Annotated in this window: 1 protein-coding gene; it reads right to left on the reverse strand. The window is 44.2% G+C overall.

Annotated features, from left to right (window positions below):
* Positions 1-545: hypothetical protein (locus A3735_RS30860; RefSeq protein ID WP_197485859.1), on the reverse strand; the 545-nt coding region annotated here is incomplete at both ends.

The following is a 545-nucleotide window of genomic DNA, read 5'->3' on the forward strand; positions in this document are numbered from 1 at the left end:
CTGTTTCAGGTAAAAGATCTGCCAAAGGCATTGAGTGCTCTAAGACAAAACGTTGATCACTTACCACATGGTATTGGCTGCCATCGTTATAAGATACACCACTTGTTGATGCTTCATCCGTCGTCCAGATAACTGTCGCACTGGTATCGGAAATATCAATAACCATTGGCATCAGTAAGATGTTCGGAGCGCTGATGTCGGGGGCGGGCAGGGTGGTGACAGTCATTGCCTGACTTGTTGTAGGGCCGTTAGCTTGCTCATCACTTACTTCAGCAATAACTGTGTACGCAGTATTCGGACTCAAACTTTCGATAAGAATTTGATGGCAAATCGCTAAATCCGAAAGAGTGAAGTGTTGATCATCAACATATATCGAGCCTCTAACCGGCTCATCTGCACACAAAGATAAGGTAAATTGCTCATGCGTTATATTTGATGCATAAGGGCCTTCTAGTATCAAGGGTGCCCGATAATCCGGTACAGCAAGCGTTGTAAAACTGGTACTTAGTGTTTCAGAAGCGCGGTCATCTTTATCTAATGAATGG

The sequence above is a fragment of the Oleiphilus sp. HI0061 genome, from assembly GCF_001635675.1.